3 protein-coding genes are annotated in these 19,365 nt (G+C 48.7%); all 3 read left to right on the top strand.

Annotated features, from left to right (window positions below; genetic code table 11):
- Positions 1-135 precede the first annotated feature (135 nt).
- Positions 136-495: a hypothetical protein gene (locus AC2IBB_RS21175; RefSeq protein ID WP_486328733.1), complete on the top strand. Its 360-nt coding sequence runs from the start codon at positions 136-138 to the stop codon at positions 493-495.
- 79 nt (positions 496-574) lie between these two features.
- On the top strand, positions 575-18,190 hold the full coding sequence (locus AC2IBB_RS21170) for a CARDB domain-containing protein (RefSeq protein WP_486328732.1): 17,616 nt from the start codon (positions 575-577) through the stop codon (positions 18,188-18,190).
- A gap of 136 nt (positions 18,191-18,326) precedes the next feature.
- Positions 18,327-19,337 carry a tryptophan--tRNA ligase gene (locus tag AC2IBB_RS21165; protein WP_486328731.1) on the top strand — a complete coding sequence of 337 codons (1,011 nt, stop codon included), beginning with the start codon at positions 18,327-18,329 and terminating at the stop codon, positions 19,335-19,337.
- The last annotated feature ends 28 nt before the right edge of the window (positions 19,338-19,365 follow it).

The raw sequence follows: 19,365 nt of genomic DNA, 5'->3' as shown, positions 1-19,365 counted from the left end.
GGAGTCTGATAGACACCCTCTTATTTATCAATCAATTACAGAGTTTTGGTCAGAAATTCACCTGCATTTTTCGCGCTATGGGTATTTATGACCAATACTTAATTCAGTTCAACGCTGAAGCTTAGGGATTAATCTATGCGACTTTGCCCACTCGTGCTGCTTCTTTGCCTCGGACTGCCGACGTTCTCCATGGCCGACGCCCTTGATGAACTCAGTGTGATGACATTGTCTCCCGCTGATGGGAAGGCGGTGATCCGGGCGTATGGTTCTCGCTCTCTGACCGTGGTTGGCGTGGGCGACAACATTCCTGGCTCCGACTACGTTATCAGCCAGATTCTCCCCGATAAGCTGATGGTGAAAGATAAGAACGCCAAGGGCTACAAGAATTTCATTTGGGTGTACAAGGCCAAAGGCGGGGCGAAGTCCCGCGTTCAGAGGCTGGAGGAGACAGAGCCGGAGCGACTTTTAATCCAAGCGCCGGTTATTCAGCAGTAAACCCGTAAATAATTCGATTTTGCCGTTACACCGTGAGAGCGCTCTGACTCTCACCATACTTCGCATTGAGGTAACCTTTATGCGCCGTATCCGCCGGAAGAGTAACCGCTGGTCCGCCAAGGACAGCGCGTTTCAGCTATTTTCATTCGCCATTCTTATATTAATGCTGACAGGAAAAGCGGGTGCGGATAGCTCCACTGTATTCGATCCTTTTGAGATCCCTCAGGGCGCTTATCAAGCGACGTTTATCAGGGATACTGATGACATTTCCATTATTGAGTTTACGGGTAACTACAATAGGGATTTGGCGGACGGGACTCATAACGCCGCTGCAAGAGCCGTTGTATCCAGAGAGTTTTATAAGACGCACCCTGATAACTTCGATTTTCTGGTTATCTTTACCAACTTTGAATTTGAAACGGGCGATGCCGTTGCTTTTTATAATCCAGTGCAGAATAACGTCCAAGGGATTGGCGCGCGTATCTTCGATTTGACCAGTACTTATGGTAGTTCTGGTCGACTTCAAGGATACATCGATATGGCGGCTATGAGTCGTTACGAACTTAGCCCTTTGAGCCCAAAATATGACTGGCCTTTAGGTGTGCTGGCTCACGAAACGCTACATCGATGGGCAATGAGAGCAAGCTTTTTGGATGAAAATGGACAAAAAAATGACGCCCTCATAGGGAGAGGCGGCTCGCACTGGAGTTTTTTTGTAAATACAGAGGCTTCGGTAGAGTATGGGCATAAGTGGCGAGACAATGGGGATGGTTCCTTCACGGCGATCGCCGCCAGACGTTTTTACAATCCCGCCGATCTTTATTTTATGGGCTTCTACTCTCCTCAAGAAGTGCCGCCTTTCTATTACATTGAGTCAGACGAAAGAGAAAAGTCTGAACTGCCTCAACCGGGAATTACCATTAAAGGGATAAGGAAAGACGTTACTATTGACGACATCATCGCGGCGGAAGGGCCGAGAATTCCCAGCTCTGCGGACTCTCAAAAAGTCTTTCGATTTGGATTTATATATCTAAAAAGCCCCTCTACAGACGTTACTGACGAAGATTTACTGGCCTTAAAACAATTTAGAGAAGCCTTCGCAACCCGCTTTAGCATCCTGACTGGCGGCAGAGCGATTGCGCAAATCTATCCCGAAGTTAAACCGGAAGGTGTGGTTGGCGAATCCGAGGTTATTGAGTCTGACATTGTGCGCGAGAGCGCCTCCAGTATTCCTGAGGCGCTTGTATGGCTGCAAAACCAGCAGACTGGCGCTGGATACTGGTCGGATAGAGCCGGTACAAGTTTAAGAGATACTGCGCTGGCCCTGGATGTTATGCAGCAATATCAACCTGGATTCCTGCGCGGCGCAGACGCGGCAAACTGGCTTGCAAGTCAGGTGGCGGAGGATAACGATTCGATTGCTCGCCGGCTGAACGCTACTGGTGGAACAACCCTGAATAAGGATGCGGACTTGCTGCTATCCGCCAGAAATCCAGATGGCGGTTGGGGAGTGAAAGCCGGATTCAATAGTGACGCCATGGATACGGCGCTGGCGCTGCAAGCCTTGATAAAGGTGGGTGTTGAAGCCTCTGTTCGCACCGCGGCGATAAACTTTCTGAGCAGCAAGCAAAACTCAGATGGAGGTTGGCCAACTGTCAGCGCCGGCGTCAGTCAGGTGGGGGTGACCGCCACCGTCCTTGGAGCCTTACATGCTGCTGGCGGCGCAGAGGATTCCGTCAGTAAAGCGAAGGACTATTTAAAGGCGCGGCAAAATACCGATGGCGGATTCGGCCCCGAGGTCAGTAATGTGCATGACACCGCACAGGTCGTCATCGCATTATTCAAACTCAATGCGCTGGACGCTATTAATTCCCAGGCCGCCATTCGCTACATCTCAGGGAAGCAGTCTGTCGTCGGCGGTTGGGACGGAAGCGTCTACACCACGGCGCTGGCCATCTCCGCTATCCAGTCCTCCAACTTTGGCAACTGGTCTATCAGCGCTATGCAGGCGACGCCCTCAAGCGTCAAAGATGGCGAAAGAGTCAGGCTATTCGCAACGATTACGAATGATGGATTGGAAAGAACGCCAACCACGATCTTGCGAATTTCCGCAGGAGCTTCCGTGGACTCTGGGGAGCTATTGTCGGGGGATATCCATGTGCCTGAAATCCCCCCCAAAAGTAGCGTTGTGGCGGAATACTATTGGGACTCCCTCAATAAGGCGGGAGACAACGCTTTTGTCTTCGCAGTTGATCCAGACAATCTGGTCGATGAGCGGAGCGAGACGGACAATATCGGACGATTGACGTTGTCCGTGGGCCAGGCGGTGGATGGCGTCGACCTGGAGGTGAACAACGGTTCGCTCGCTATTTCTCCCGCCTATCCCAACGTATTGCCTACCCAACTCAGCATTAGCGTCAATTTGCGCAATGCAGGAAAAACGGCGGCGGATGGCGCCGTTGTCCGACTGTCGCGTAAAACACCCGGCGCGTCGGACTGGGAGGAAATTGAGACGCAAAGCCTGAACCTGCCGGGGAGAAGCACTGGCGTCGTTAACTTCATCTCTGAGGTTGAGCAGCCGGGAGAAACCCTCTTTCGCGCAAGCGCTGATCCAGACAAAGCCATATCGGAAGCAAACGAGTCAAACAATATTGGTGAACTGGCGGTAACGCCTCTCGACACTATCGATTTTGTGGCGGATGAAACCAGCGTCTCCATGAGCCCTCTGGCGGCTTATGTCGGCGACGACGTGAACTTCACCATTGTTCTCAAGAATCAGGGCTCATTGCCTGCGCCGCCCAGTCAGGTCAAGTACAGCCTTATCAGTGAGAGCGGCGAGCAGGAGTTGCGTGTAAATAATATTGTCATGGGCGCAGGAGAAATGCTGACGCATACCTTGCCATGGCGCGTGGATACGATGGGCGAAAAGCGTTTGATTGTTGACATTGATCCCAATGGCGACGTGTCTGAAATCAGTGAAGACAACAACCGCTATGAGTTCAAGTTTGCCGCTGAAGTGCGGGATGGTGTGAATCTCGCGGTCAATCATCAGTCTATGAAAGTTAACCCGACGCCTTTGTTAGAGGGTTATGGCGCCACTCTCTCTGCTGAAGTCAGGAATAATGGTACGAAGGTAGTTAACGGAGCCATTGCGAGATTTTATAACGGTTCTCCTGAGGGCGGCGGGGCGCTGATCGGAACCAGCTCAATTGGGGAGCTAATCCCTGGAGAGAGGACGCCTGTGTCTGTGGTCTGGGACAAAGTGGCGGATGATGCCGTAAAAGTGATTTATGTAATTGTCGATCCAGACAATACATTTTCCGAATTCGATGAAACAGACAATATCGCTTTTGAAAGCTTTAAGGTCACGAAACTTCCAGACTTGTCCGTAGGGAACGGCAGCATTGCCTTGACGCCGGCGTTTCCCAAGCAGGGAGAAGAGACGAAGATTGATGTTGTCGTTGCAAACCTGGGCGCTCAGGCCGCTGAGAATATATCCGTAGCTCTCTATTTTGGCGCGCCAGAACAAGGCGGACAAATTATTGGCTCCACCATTCTTTCTTCCATTCAAGGCGGCAAAAACGGAACCGCCAGCTTTACTCATACCTTCAGCTCTACCGAGAGTGCGGCGAAACTTTACGCGTGGATAAACAAAGACGGCTCCACGCTGGAGAAGAGGCTGGATAACAACCTCGCCACCCGCGCGATCACAGTACAGAACAGAAACTTCGTCGTCAGCGAGAAGTATATTTCTCCGAATGGCGACGGGGTGAAAGACGCCAGTGTTTTTAGTTTCCGACTGACGCAAGCCTCTGATGTGGTTGTGCGGGTGGAGGATAGCAGTGGCCAGGTTGTGCGTGAGTTCGGTGGTGAAGAGTTCAATGGCGTTACCCAGGGGGAAGTGGAGTGGGATGGTCGGGATGGGAATGGGGTCATAGTTATAGATGGCGCGTACACATTCCGAATATTAAACAATGGGAGTGTGGAAATTGGTAACGCAAAAATAGAAGTGGATAACAATCGCGCTCCGACTCTAAAGGCGGATGGGACAAAATTTGCGTTGATTACCAATTTCTCGGAAAGAACTGGAGTGAGGTCCAGCTCCGGACTTTATCTACCTCCCAGTGATGATTATGTCTTGTATGAGGGAAGTTCTGTTAATGATGACTCCTATCCTCGTGAAAGTGGGATATATCGTGTTTCCCCATATGGCTCAGATATAAAGATGATCTTTAACTATTCCTCTTATCCGGAGTTTGAGAATAGATCCAGATCCGGGGATATATTATTTTCTAGCTCAGGTAAATGGATAGCGTTTAGTGGTGGAAGTGATAACTCCATTTGGACTATTTCTTCTGACGGTGGAACGGTCCGTAAGCTTGTTTCGGGTGATCATTTAAAAGTAAGGCACGAGAATAACGATTATTCTGGGAATTGGGCGAAGTACGCTTTTTCTTATGGTGATGAGTATATATATGCTGTTATATATTTGAATAGTTATTTAAGTAAGGTTATACGTGTCGGAGTTGACTCAGGGGAGGTCGAAGATCTTCTTTTTGTCAATTTTGGCGATGGGCATAATTTAGAAGACATTTTTGTTACAAATGATCAAAATGCCTTGTACCTTCATACGAGAACATACCAGCTTGAAGGGGAGTCGATAATATACCGAATTAATTCATCTTCTAAAACTTTATCTGTCATAGGGAAATACGAGGGTAAGACTGGTGTGTCAGATATTTCGGTATCTCCTTCCGGAGACAAATTTATAGTTTTTGATTCATATTCAATGAGATATTATTTGTATAGCGCAGTTGGTGGAAAGGTGAATGAATGGAATGCGCCGAAGAGCCCGCATCGCTCATTATATGAAAATATTTATATTAGTGGCGTAAAGTGGAATTGGAATGATAGCGAAGTTGCATTTGAAATCAGTGTTGATGCTTACCGTGACTGTGATAAGCTTATTTATCCAATAAGTGGTATTTATGTTTTTAATGCCGCTACGGGTGATATTGTGCGAGTAGTGGCGGTAGATGAGGTCGGGCGGTGTTGGAGTAGCCAGGCAGACGTCGATTACTCCTCAGGAAAAGGGCTCTTTGCGGATATAAACTTTGATCTAACAAAATATCCTTCACCTAATGCCGGGTATTTCGGTAGGGATATTTCAAATATGGTGGATGATAAAGGCGTATTCTGGTTAGGCTATTATCCAACGAATTGGTTTTGGGCTCCAGGAGAAAGGCGCTTAGTTGTTAATGTGAGGGCCAACTCTAGTTATAACTATGTTCCTTTTAGTATAAATATTGATGAGCCTGCTGATTATACAGAGCTCTTTTCTGATTGGGAAGAGCGCCCCAGTCTTCAGAAGATATCGAAGACTGGCAAAAGTGTTTGGCTTTCCCAAAATAATGATCTTATAAATTTTGAATCATTACTAAATCTTACCTTGGACCAAAGGCCGATACATTCTAAATCATCAGGTGGGATAAGTATTTCTGGAACCGCCACGGACACTAATTTTGAAGCCTACCGTCTGGAATATGCAGCTTCTTCTTCGCCAGACGAGTGGGCGCCCGTTGCTCCCCTCAGTTTAACGCCAATCATTGACGAAAAAATGACAGTATGGGCTCCGCCTTCCCCTGGTTCATATTACTTAAGGCTCACGGGTGAAGATAAAGCAGGTAATAGGCGAAGTAATATTAAACGAGTGAGCTGGGGAGAGCGCTCCGCTATTACGGACATCTATCGTGAGCCGGGATATATTTCTCCTAATGGTGATGGCGTACAAGATAATGTTTCGGTCAACTTTCGTGTGCTGGAGCCGGTAAACCTGGCCCTCCAGGTATCTGATGAAGAAAACCGGATTGTTCGTACAATATATCGAAGCTATGACCAAATTGGCCGGAATGAGGCGATTCAATGGGATGGTCGTGACCAAACTGGCGCCAAAGTGCGTGATGGCGTTTATCGAATGGCGTTGGGTAAGTTTGAGTACTCTGTCACTGTTGATTCCACATTGCCTGAGATTCATGTAGAAGGGGCTTCAAATGATTTGTTGGGGGCAACCCAGTGTGACGAGCAGGACCTTGGTCCCCCTTGCAGAAAGACTGTGGTAGTTGACCTTGATGCACAATATTTATACCGGGATCAAAACTACTATCGCGAGCGAGTCGAGAGAGAAGAAAGTACTGGGAATTGGACCGTGTTGCAGGAGTCTTCTCTCAGTGGCGAAGGCCAGTACCATCCGATACCGATAACTATCTCCGGTTTAGGTAAGGCCCATCGAATAATAGTTGAAGACTTGGCGGGTAATAAAAGTATCTTCACGCTTGATCTTTCTTCAAGATTAGATGAGATAGTGCTTCTTAGAGCTGGAGACCATTATGTTAAGGACGCTAAAACAAATATAAACATAGGCGTGAAAGAGCAAGAGAAGTCTTTGTACTCTCTGCCGTACTCGCCATATGGTAGATCCCCTTCTGAGTTGGCGCGTATTAACTATCGCATTACGCGAATAGAGGTCATGGAGAGTATACAAAGAAATATAAATACAGTCTCTTTGCAGTACCGTAAACATGGAGAGAAAGATTCATGGAAAGAGATGGTGCTTGACGAATATGTGTCGATGTCGTGTAAGACAAGTATATTTACAACGGGTTGTTATGACGCCATTTATAACCCTTCATCTCGACTTGATGATCGCTTTTTTGCCCTGATTGATCTTGAGCCTCTAGCCAGTCAAGGGCAACTGGATTTAAGACTTAAGGCTATCGATGACGAGCAAAAAGTGTTTTATTCTAATGAGATATACTTGTCCCAGATAATTAGCTTTAGAATAAGTAGTATTTATTTGTTAGATAGTAAGGCTAAAAGAGATAGGTCCCTGGAATACATGGGCGATAAAGTGTACAGAATAAATACTGAAGCGGAAGGGAATTTTGTAGTCAAAGGTTCTGATGAGGGAGAAGGGTCTCCTGCACCACTACCACCAGCATCAGGTGGTAGTTTAATAAAAAGTATATACTTAAGTGTGCAAAGTCGTGATGATGAAAGATACATAAATAAAGTAGATCTTCCTTCTCAAATATTTTCTCCCAGTGCTAGCTTTTATCTGGCGGATCTTGTTCCATGCGGAGCATATTATATGTCAGTGAACCTGGTGTCTTATGACGGCAGTGTTCGCTCCAATGATCCAATAGAAGTAAAGGTTTCATGTAGTGAAATTAATTATGCTATAAAACCAAAATTTCCAGATCAGTGCGGAGATGAGTCAACTCATACTTTGAATTTTGATATTGTTTTGTCTGAATTGAAGCAGAGTAGGATTGGTCATGGAAAGACATACCAGGCTTTAGTGGTCGAAGAAGCTCCTGGCGACCAGAATGAAAATGGAAAAGTGTTATATTCCGTAAATAATCCAGTAAAAGATAATCGGTATAGCTTTGAGCTCGATACTTCCGACTATGAGGAAGGTTTTCTCAGTATAAATATTGTTGCTATTTCTGAAGATGGAGAATCCATTCGTCAATCAGTACAGGCGCCGATAGACCACACACCTCCTGAACTTGAAATAAAATACCCGGAAATGGGAGGAGTGGTCTGCGCATCCCATTTTGTTAAAGATGAAAAGGTTTTTAATGCTGCAGAAGTGTCTGGCAGTATCCTAGATGAGAAAGGCTCAAATATTGAATACAGTATTGAGTTTGGGGCATCGGAGAACTCCTACGGAAATATTATAGATGTTGATCTGCAGAAACCGTACGAAGAACAAGTGAATTTGCTTGAGATAACTAACCAGACCACATTGGATAAACAGCAAGAGGACGAAGAATATAATCCTGCTTCAGAGATTAAGTACGAGGGCTCAGGGCTTTCTTTATTTAGGTCCTCAGCAAGGAAAACTATTTCAGGTAATGTCAGCGTTTTGGGGACACTGGGGTTGGCGGGTCTTAACCGCAGTAGCGATGTGTACGTCAGGCTTACCGCCCGAGATTTTGGCGCTCATATGCAGTGCGCCACGACCTCGTTTAAGCTTGATGGCGAGGTAGAGGGGTTTAGCGCCTTCAGTCCTGAAGAATACTTGTCGCCAAATGGAGATGGAGTCGGCGACAGCGTTACTTTTAACATCAACGTTGAAGAGGATGTAACCGTTGATATTGGCGTTTTTGATGCAGTGTTATTTGACAAGGTTTATCAACCAAGCGCCAACGCCAGATATTGGGCGAAGACAGACATCGTCGTGAATAGCGGGGGTACGTCGTTAGTCTGGGATTTAGGAGCAGATCCTCAATCACTGCCTGATGGTCGGTATTTCGCCAAACTGGTCGCCAAGGATGCATGTGGCAATAGCAAGGCATACTTGAAACAGATTTTTATCGATAATAATTTGCCGCTAGCCTTTTTCTCCTATCCAAAGAGCAATGATCAGACTGGCGTTAGAGTTGAGGTGACCGGCTCTGCCTATGACGAAAATCTGCAATCCTATAGTCTCAGCTATTTGGTGGGCGACACGGAAGTTGAGGCGCCGATCCGTAACGACTCCAGCGTTGTAAAGGAGAGCCTGTTGGGCGTCTGGAACACCTATGGACTGAAGGGAGAGGCCCAGCTACGTCTGACCGTGACAGACAAAGCCGGTAACAAGACGGTTGTAAATGAGAGTATTGTCCTGGCTGATCGTGCAGATCTTGTTACTTATCTTGAATCCGAAACGCCCTTTATTTCACCTGATGGAAATGGTGTTCTCGACTACGCTGTCGCCAGCGTCGGGTTGGTTAAGGACGCCTATCTCAATGTGTCTGTCTATGATGCTTCCGGCGTTCTTTTGGGACAACCTGACAGAGATTTGAGTGCGAAAGCGGGGACCTATACCTATCGCTGGAATGGAATGCTCAATGGAGGAGTCGTCACTGATGGACGTTACGTACTAAGCGTTGAGGCGCGAGCTCAGGACAATCAGAACTTCAAACAGACAGAGACCTTTACCGTAACCGTCGATACAGCGCCGCCGCTTATCAAGGTTTCTGGCATTAACAATGGCTTTGCGGAGAATGGCTCTACTATCTCGGCATCCATTACCGACTCTAATGCTGACATATACCAGTATTCGCACTCAGACACTATAAGTCCTTATTTATGGAGACTTGAAATGGAAGGGGACGGTGCGCCTCCTTCTGTTGCACTTTTTTCCGTCTCTGCGGATAGCACTCAGGAAGGCGAATACGGACTTAAAATCACTGCGTCGGATAAAGCGGGGAACAGGTCCGAGCTGGTGCAATCTTACCGCATAGATCTCACTCCTCCCAAGGTGGATATATCTGCGCCGACGCAAGGGGTAGTGAAAGGCTTGTCTGATGGGAATTTGTTGGTCAAAGGCAATATCTTTGATTTGAACTTGGAAGCCTATCGGGTGCTTTATGTGGTTTCTGGGAATTCTACAGAAACGGTTTTACTCGCCAGGAATGCCTCATCAGCGCCTAATGAAATTGCATCTATTGATGTGGCGGCTCTCCCTGAAGGACCTTTGACTCTTATTGTTGAGGCGACTGACAAGGCCAGGCGCGCAACTCGCCGCACCATTCCCGTTGTAATAGACAAAACTGCGCCTGTGGTAGCGCTAACCAAGCCCGGAGAAGGACAGTTTGTCATCAAAGCGGGGGAGATAATTGGCGCGGCGAATGACGAAAACCTGAAAGAGTATAAGGTAGAGTATGGCGCAGGCGCTCAAAACGATGCGGACATGAGCCTTATCGTTTCGGGCTCCAAAGCGGTGTCTTCCGGAGTGCTTGGATATTGGAGCAACTTGCCGAAAGATGGAGCCTATATTTTAAGAATAAGCGCAGAAGATAAGGCCGGTAATAAATCATCCGTATCCAGCCGTATTGTATTGGATACAGTCCCCCCTCCAGTTCCCAGTATTACCCAGCTGAATGCAAGTCGGGAGTCGGGAGTGGCGCTTGCCTGGGATGCAGTGTCGGCTCCGGATTTGCTTGGTTACATCGTGGCGCGAAGTGGGACGCCGCTGAATACTGAGGCGTTAAATGACACTCATTTCAATGAATCAATTGCCGAAGGACTGTTTGCGTATAGAGTCGCTTCGACAGATAAGGCAGGCAATATCAGTGAGTACTCTCCAGAAAAGCTGATCAGAGTTGATTGGACGCCGCCGTTGGCGTCTCTGACTCAGCCGCCAAAAGGCAGTGTCGTCAGTGGGTTGGTCAACATTAATGGCGTCGCATACAGCCATGACGACTTTAAGGAATACCGCGTCAGCATTGGGAGAGGCGCCAATCCAAGTGGTTGGAATCTCATTACTCAGTCGACATTAAGTCAAAACGGCGCGGAGTTATCTCAATGGAGCACTTTGGATATTGGCGTGAGCGCCCAATACTCAATCAAGCTGGAGGCGGAGGATTTAAATGGAAATATCGCAGAATCGACCGTTGTCGTTACGGTGGATAATGATCCACCCGCAGCTCCCACAGGCTTAGTCGCCAATGTCACTGGCGATACGATCGCCATAAGTTGGTCGGAGAATAATGAAACGGATCTTGCCGGCTACTACTTATACCTGAACGGCAGACTGGTGAATGCGGAGGGACCTGTCATTGGTGAAACAACGTCGTATTTGCTTCCAGGCGTTACTTATACGACGCCCGTGGCGGCTGACGGAAAATATGTCTTTGCCGCCTATGCGGCGGACCAGGCAGGCAATGTCAGCGAATCCTCGGAAGAGGCGTCAGTACAAATTGAGAGGCGTGCGCCTCATGTCGCTTTTGTTCGCCCGCAGATAAGCCAGCAGATTGAAAATAGTTTGTTTGTGGAGATGGCGTCGGAAGACTCTGACATTATCGGGGTCAGGGTGGACTATCGAAAAGTGGGCGCTGATAGCTGGTCCGAGATGGGAAGTACTACGGAATATTCTCCGTTATTGCTGACTGTCGACACGTCCGAGTTTAACTATGACGATTACGAGATCAGAGCGATTGCAACGGACTCCAATGGCAAAGTAGATCCATCCCCTGACGTGAGGCGCATACAAAAGACGGATTTAACGCCCCCTAAACCCCCAACAGGATTAGCCGCCAAAGTGACTGGACATAGGCTCGACCTCACATGGGACGTAAATCAGGAATCTGATCTTGCCGGCTATCACGTGATGGCGATAGATAAGTATGAAGGACCCGGCAGAAGGACAAACACAGTGCTTTCAGATCCTCAATACGTGACGGAAATCGGGACGCTTAACTCTCTTCCTTTTTATGTTATAGCTGTAGATTTGGCGGGTAATGAGAGTCAGCCCTCAGAACTGGTGCGAGTGTCTGCATTTGATATTTCACTCGAACCTGTGTTTACACCAACTGTCCAAAGCTCGCTATCGCTGGCGGGAAAAAGCCAGGTCTCTGGTTTAGTAACTGGCGTAATGACGAACATTCTGGGGACAAAGCAGATATTTAGCGTCGCAACCGACTCTGCAGGTCGGTTTAACGTTGGCGATATTGCGCTGACTCCGGGTGAGAATACGATATCGATGGCGCTGGTTGATGCACAGGGTAATTCAAGTATTGAAAAAAGCGTCTCTATTGTTCGCACCTCTGCGCCAGCAGCGCCTCAGAATCTACGGGCCGTTGAGGTGGTTCAGAATCAGGTTAAGTTGACCTGGGATGCGAATACAGAACTGGATATTGCAGGATACCGGACGTTTCATGACGGGGCGCCAATAAGAGCAGATGAAAAAGCATCGATTTCATTTGTGGAAGGGGCTCCGTTTGGTGGCCTATATGACTGGTACCATCCCCAATTTACCCTTGACGGAGATGTAGACTCAGGCTTTCGGCCCAAAGCGGACGGCGCTGAGAACGAAACGCTCTCTTTCAGTTTGCATGACAGACAACTGGTCAGCGGCGTAAATATTAATCCGCAAAGCTCTGCTGGAACGCCAAGGAACTTTGACATTGAAGTATGGAGCGGAGCGGACTGGTTGACGGTTGCCTCCGTGGTGGAAGAAGAAAAGAGGCTAATTCGGCTGGAACAGCCCTATTTTACTAATCGTTTGAGAATTGTTTTCACCGCGTATCAAGATGGTATTTACCTCAACGAGGTAGAAATAATGGTGAGGCCGTTGTTAACCGAAACAACTTTAAGCTTGAGTGAACCTCAAAGCGGCCAGAAAGCCTATCATGTCACTGCGATTAACAAAGCTGGCCTTGAAAGCCCAGCTTCGGATGCTGCTTCTCTATTAGTGGGCGATATAGCCCCTCCCCAGCCGGTGACGCTTAGCGGAGAGATATCTGAGAGCACCGGCGCTCGCCTGACTTGGAGTTCCGCCACAGAGAGTGACTTGCTTGGATATCGCATTTATAGAAACGATGCATTGATAAAGTCGGTAACTAGCGAGGTTAACCAATTTACAGATGCTAATCTGAAGAACGGTGTTTATCGATATTCAGTGAGAGTCATTGATACTTCCAGCAACCTGTCCGCCTACTCCAATACTGTCGCATTGGAAATTGCCGCGCCGTTGCTGCCTGCTCCTACTGATTTGACGGTAGTCAACCATCCCGAAGGAGGAATGCTGACACTGTCATGGGCGTACAGCCCGGAGGTGAGCGAAGCGAAGTTTGTAGTATTCCGCACTGTAGAGTCTTCGGCTGCGTACACTTCTCTCACCGGAGCGCTTTCAGGTTTAACGCACGATGATGAAAGTGTGATCAACGGTAATGAATATTATTACTTTGTAAAAGCAATAGATTCTTATGGCAATCTGAGTGAGCCTTCCAATATCGCCAAAGGCGTTTCATCCGACACGGTTCCTCCGGGGAAACCTGATTTGATATCCCCAGTTACTTCGGGACGACTAACGTCGACGATGAAGGAGATTGTGACTCTCTCTGGATGGGCGGAACCTGGAGCTTATGTCGCTCCTATGGTGAATGGCGTACTGTCGTCAGAGAGACAAGCCTTTAATGAAAAAATTAGTAAACCCGTCTTTAATGTTTATGGTGGGACTATTTCTCCCGAGCATACTAAAGCAATTGTTAAAGTGCGTGATGAGTATTTGTCATTAATCGATGTGGATAACGAAAGAGAGTTATGGAGTATAGGAAAAAGGACGAATAGTAGAGTGGTTTGGGCTCCAAATGGAGAAGGAGCTTATATAATCGCTTATGAAGATGAAGGTGGTTCACGCCTCTATTATGCTGATATTAATAGTCAATCTATGAGAGAGATTCAGGTATCGAACTCTCAATATTACTATGTGGAATCTATCGCGCTTGATAGAAAAGGAGAAAGGATGGCGCTGGCTATCTCTGTGAGAGATGGCGCTGATGTGTCTGGTATCTCAGTCTTAGATATCAATAGCGGATCGATTATAAATAAAAAAGAAATAAATGATATTTACCCAGAGACACTATCATTCTCTCCAGACGGAAAGTATTTGGCATGGGGGTATTCGTCAAGAATAACAGTATGGAGTATCGAGGCGGATACCCTTGAAGATGTTGTAAATGACTCAGGTATATACAGCTATCCAGTGTCCTGGGGCGCTAGTAGTGACTACTTTTTATATCACACGAATAAGAGATATTACTCGTACTTGGCGAAATATGAATTTAAGAGTAAGTCGGCGCTGCCTTTCTTAGAGGAGAGTAATGTTGAATATACTGATGTACAGTCATTATGGGATGGGCATGTCCTTTATGTCAGAATAAATAAGTCTGCGCGCCAGGTTCAGCTTGTTGGCTTAAACGTATCCACTGGCGAGAAAGTCATCTTTGACCAAGGTAATAATGAATCCTATTCAATATATCGAGATATAAATGTCGCCAGCGGTGGTACTGTCACATTCATGGGGAGGTATAATGAGTGGTATCATGTTTTTCCTCCCGGCTATTACGCCCTCCCCAATACCAAGCTGGCCGAAGGCGAAAATCAGATTACGGTTTTCTCCAGAGATGACGCGGGTAATGAAAGCGAACCTTCCGCACCTGCGACGCTCATATACACGGCGGCTGACCGTGCGGATTTGAGCCTATCGTTAAGTGTGCTTCCCGCATACCCAACTGTGAACGCCATTGCGAACCTGCGGCTGGAAATTCGCAATGATGGTGAATTGGACGCGCCTGCGACTGACCTGGCGATATCAGTGATTACTCCCGACGGCGAGTTGCTTTCTATCGGCGGGCAATTGACGACAACGCCATTATTGAGTGAATCAAGACAAGTGGTGGAGTTCCCGTGGAGTGTGCCGAATCAGGCGGGGGAATACTCATTAATTGTTTCTGTTGACGAGACGAATTCAGTAATTGAGAAGAGCGAAAGCAACAATACGATTATTCGTTCGGTAACGGTGCTTGGCGACAGTGCGCCGAGAGTTCTGGGACGTCTGGATCGTACACGTTATGAGGAGAATACGGAGCTGGTCGCCACCGCAACGATATTGAATCCGTCCGCCGCCTTTACCGGTTATTTGAATGTTCAAGTTGAGGACAAATCAGGGTATGTGGTAGACCGGCTGAATCAGCGTACGCCTGTTTCAGTGGGGACCGGCGACACGCTGGTCATTGTTGGTCGATGGAATACCGGCGTGGTTTTTGGCGGCGATTACGCGGTTGTTTTTGAGTTGCTTAGCGCTGGCGGCGCTGTGATATCCAAAGTGACGGTTCCTTTCGCCATTAACGATATTATTGACCCGGTCGTTGCCGTCATACCTGATCGATACAGTTATGGGGCGAATGCTACAGTCAATATTGCGGCGACCTTGACCAATAAAAACGCCAACAACGCTATACGAGACGCCACTGTTACGATACGGACGCTGAATGCGGATGGCGAGGCGCTGCTTGAAAGCACAGAGCAAGTGGTTGAGCTGAACCCAGGGGATAAACAGGTAGTGAGAGCGAGCTGGAATACAGGAATCAGCCCGCCGGGAGCTTACACTATTATTGCAACGTTCAATGATTCCCAAGGTCAGGAATTAGCCCTCTCCCAGAACCAGTTTGTAATTAAAGCAGGCAAGCCGACGTTTAAAGCCTCGCTAACGCTAGCGGATGGCGCGGTCGTAGCTGGCTCGGCAGTCTCGGCTTCATACAAACTGTCGAATTTAACGAACAGCGAATTGCAGGATATCCAAACGACCTTAAGTCTTTCACCTGCTCAAGGCGGCTCTGTTTTAAGTGTGGATAGCGTAGTCGCCGGGTTTGCCGTGGGCGGCGATTATACTGGGAACTCGCAGTTCCTGACGGAAGGCGCGCCAATCGGTTCTTACAAAGTGCAGCTGGCCGTGACTTACATGTACGATGGTGTCAGTTATACCGATATTTTGACGACTCAATTCGTACAACTGCTTGATGGCGAAGCGCCCAGGGTATCTATCCTTAATCCTGCTTCTGGCGCCGCTTTGAGTATCAAAACAGCCAGGGCTTTGATTTTTGCTGAGGATACTTTGTCCGGCGTCGCCTCAGTGGAGGTGAAAATAGATGATGGGACATGGTCGCCATTGACGTTGGGAGGCGTCAACTTTGCCTATGATCTGTCATGGTTGGGCGACGGTCAGCACACTCTGTTTGCGCGCGCTGCGGATAAAGCGGGCAATGTATCTAATCCGGCGATGGTTAACTTCTCCATCGATAACTCTGGCCCTGAAATTGTAATCGCCGGCGTCACCAACGGTGCTTATTACAGTAGTGGTGTGACGCCTCAGATAGTCTACACAAATGCGACGATTACCCGGGCGACGTTAGACGGCGCTGCGTACACGACCGGAAGTCCGGTTAACGCGGAAGGCGTTCATCGACTGGAAGCATTTGCTGAAGATTCGGCGGGCAACAAAGCGCAAGTTAGTGTTGGCTTCACTTTGGACTTTACTAATCCACTGATATCAATTGAGGGCGTGCAAGAGGGGGCTATCGTTAATACAGAAGTGACTCCGGTTGTTGATGTGCAGGAAGCTAATATCGACGCCATGACGATAACTCTGAACGATGAAGAATTCAGTAGTGGGCGGTCTGTGCAAGGCGACGGTGAATATGAGTTGAAAGTATCCGCCAGAGACCGCGCAGGCAATCTGGCGCAGGCGTCCATTAAGTTCGAAATTGACCGTACGTCGCCTGAAGCGCCATCTGTGACTAATTTGCGCGATGGCGATGTGATCAAGATAGAGATGCTGGCTGTGGAAGGCAAAGCTGAGCCTGGCGGAATTGTTGAGCTCTCAATGGGAGAGATCACTGAGTCTACTATCGCGGATGATGAAGGCTACTATGCCTTACGAGATATCGCAGTGGACAATGGCGCCCATACACTGCGCCTTATCGTCAAAGACAGAGCGGGCAACCAAAGTTCGGAAACCACGCTGACAGTAACCGTGAGAAAATCGCCTGTTCTGGAGGTAAGGGGAGAAGTCAGCGTTAAATCGCATGTGTTGGTTTGGATACCTGACAGTAGAGGGCGGGGGCCTCACGTCTGGGAGCTTGAGCGACTTGTCAGCCTGATCGGCGCCGCCTATGAGGAAGGCGATATCGATTACGCCTTTGTTCGAAGTGAAGCTGACTTTATTCGGGCTTTGCGTTCGCAGCGATTTAACATGCTGCTGATTGGCAGTCTGAATCCGGCGCTGGGGCGCCCTTTATTGATGTCCTATTCGACAGAACTCGAAATCAGGGGCGTTGTCGGCGCAGGCTCCGGTCTGGTATGGATCAACAATCATCCGAACCTGTTTGAACTATGGCATGATGTGATCGGCGCAAGGTCTGTGAGCATGCTGCCTCATGTCACCATGGTGCATACGGACGACAGCCCGGCGACAGAGGCGAATAATATTGAGTTTGAAGGTCGACATGCTGTCAGAGTTGTGATGACTGGCGGTGTTGGCGTAGGGCAGTTGGAAGTGGATTGTCGGCCCCATTGGCACTACTGGCATTACCACAGGTGCGGCCCTGGCTGGTGGAGAGGGGAAGAAGAGGACAGAAATCCCGCCTTGGTCATCAATAGGTACGGTGCAGGCGGTGTGGCTATGTTTACATTTAATCCTGATGACCTTGTCGAAAAGGCGAAAGCGAGAAGTCTTATTCGCCGAACTACTCAATTTGCAACCCCTGCGAACTCGGGCGCGTACCAGAACTCAACAGCGGATATCAGCTGGTTCGTGAGTAATATTGAGCGCTCTATGAATCTAGCCGCACTGCAACGTACTCCCAGGGAGCTTGTGGCGACCCAGGCGATGGACGGTGAGGTGGTGAATGAACAGACGGTTGAATGGTCGCGTCGGGTGGATGAGCGCAGTGCGGTATTTACGTCACAAGTGCAATTGGTGGGCGCAACAGGCGTCTATAAAGTTAACTTTGAATTATTCGACTCCGTCGCAGGCGGAGGCACTCAGTTGGGGCTGGCGGAAGTTAACGTATACCTCCAGGAAAGCAGGCAGAATCTGGAGGTTAATTATATGGACGCACTGGATAAAATCCGGTTCAGCCTATTTGAGTACTGGCATATGCACATGGCGGTTGTCGGCGCTCAGAGCGCGTTGACGCGTGACCTGTCCCGTCGACGTAATATAGAAGCGGCTATTGTGGATATGAAGACGTCCTTAGCGTGGTTGAGCAATATCGACAGCAGGAAGACGTCGAAAGCGATTATTCAAGGGGGCCGGCTGCTTCAGTACTATCAGAGCTTATGGTATCAGGCGTCCACACACTAGCCTGGCATAGGGGCGACCCTGGCGGTCGCCTTGGTCTCCTGCCTTTTTTGCGTTATTGCGCCCCCGCATACTGTCTTCAAGTCTGTAATCTGCTATCTTTCCAGCCCTTGTTTTATTCCGCGAAAGTACAGAGTCCATGAGCAAGCAGATTGTATTAACGGGTATCACCACTACCGGCATTCCTCACCTGGGTAACTATGCGGGCGCGATTCGTCCTGCGATTGAAGCCAGTAAGCAGGAAGGGGTGCAGTCTTATTTCTTCCTGGCGGATTATCACGCCTTGATCAAGTGCCACGAGCCGGAGCGCGTCAGGGAATCCACCAAAGCTATCGCGGCGACGTGGCTTGCTTGCGGTCTGGACCCGGAAAAAGTGACCTTCTACCGTCAGTCTGATATTCCGGAAATTCTTGAACTGAACTGGCTATTGACCAGCGTGACGGCGAAAGGCCTGATGAATCGCGCTCACGCCTATAAAGCCGCAGTGCAGGAAAACATCGAAAAAGGCGACGCCGATCCTGACAAGGGCGTGACCATGGGTCTGTTCAGCTATCCGGTGCTGATGTCGGCGGACATACTGATGTTTAATGCCCACAAGGTGCCTGTCGGTAAGGATCAGGTGCAACATTTGGAAATGTGTCGTGACATCGCGGCGCGCTTCAACCATATCTTCGGCGAAACCTTCGTGTTGCCGGAAGTGGTGGTCAGTGAGGAGTCCATGGTGTTGCCCGGCCTGGACGGGCGCAAGATGAGCAAGAGCTACAACAACACCATTCCTTTGTTCGAGCCGGAAAAGAAATTCAGAAAGCTGATCAACAAAATCGTCACTAACTCCCTGGAGCCTGGCGAGCCTAAAGAGACGGACGGCTGCAGTCTGTTCGCCATCTACTCTGCGTTCGCCAAACCAGAAGAAGTGGCGAATATGCGCAAGCAATACGCGGAAGGCGTCGGTTGGGGCGAAACCAAGAAGCAGTTGTTCGAATACCTGAACGACATCCTGGCCGATAAGCGCGAACGCTACAACGAGTTGATGCAAGATCCTGCCTATATCGAAGCCACGCTGCAGCAAGGCGCGGAAAAAGCCAGAGAAAAGGCGGCGGTGCTGCTGGCCAAAGCCAAGCAGGCGGTGGGCATCGGGCCGATTCGATAATCGGCTGCTCGACAGGCGGATGGAGACA

This window comes from Hahella sp. NS-SX17, from assembly GCF_057367735.1.
The sequence above is the reverse complement of the archived record's forward strand: the minus strand, read 5'-3'. Positions and strand labels throughout refer to the sequence as shown.